The organism is Mycobacterium sp. E3247, from assembly GCF_001667785.1.
Taxonomy (GTDB): Bacteria; Actinomycetota; Actinomycetes; order Mycobacteriales; family Mycobacteriaceae; genus Mycobacterium.
This window is the reverse complement of sequence record NZ_LZJG01000016.1, coordinates 1-657: the sequence shown is the minus strand read 5'-3', so window position 1 is coordinate 657 and position 657 is coordinate 1. Positions and strand designations below refer to the sequence as shown.

The 657-nt window shown below is 63.9% G+C and carries 1 protein-coding gene; it reads right to left on the bottom strand.

All coding sequences use genetic code 11. The features are described from left to right. Positions 1-18: 18 nt before the first annotated feature. Positions 19-657: acyl-CoA dehydrogenase family protein (locus A9X04_RS00675; RefSeq protein ID WP_255396469.1), on the bottom strand; the 639-nt coding region annotated here is incomplete at its 5' end.

Here is a 657-nt window from a genome sequence, read left to right as displayed (position 1 = left end):
CTGTGCTGGTGACGCTGCTCAGAAGAGGTCGCCGCCGGCCGCGCCGGCGGTGGTGCCCGTTGCCTCGAACGCCTTGATCACGCTGCGCCCCACCGTCCAGCGGTGCACTTCGTCGGGTCCGTCGACAATGCGGTTCATCCGCGCCTCTGCCAACCAGGCCGCTAGGGGCAGATCGTGTGAGTATCCGAGTGACCCGTGAATCTGCAGGGCGGTGTCGACGACATCGATGAGCATGTTGGCAATGTAAGTCTTGGCGATGGAATTCGCGATCCGCAAGTCGAGCCCGCGTTCCATCTTGTAAGCCAGGTGCAGGATCATCAGTCGCGTGATGTAGAGCTTCTCGGCGCAATCGGCGAGCATCCACTGGATGCCTTGCCGATCGGCGACGCGCTTGCCGAAGGTGACACGCTCGCACGCACGTGCGGTGGCCATATCCAAGGCTGCCTGAGCTTTGGCCACGCTCCACATCCCGTGCCGGAGCCGGCCGTATCCGAGCCGATGCTGCCCCATCGCAAAGCCCTCGCCACGGCCGCCGAGAATGTTCTCGTCGGGGACCACTAGGTCGCGGATGCGGACTTCCGCGTGACCCATGGTCACCTCACCGTGGAAGGCCGGCACGTCGGTCTCTCCCATAACCGGAATGTTGCGGATGATCTC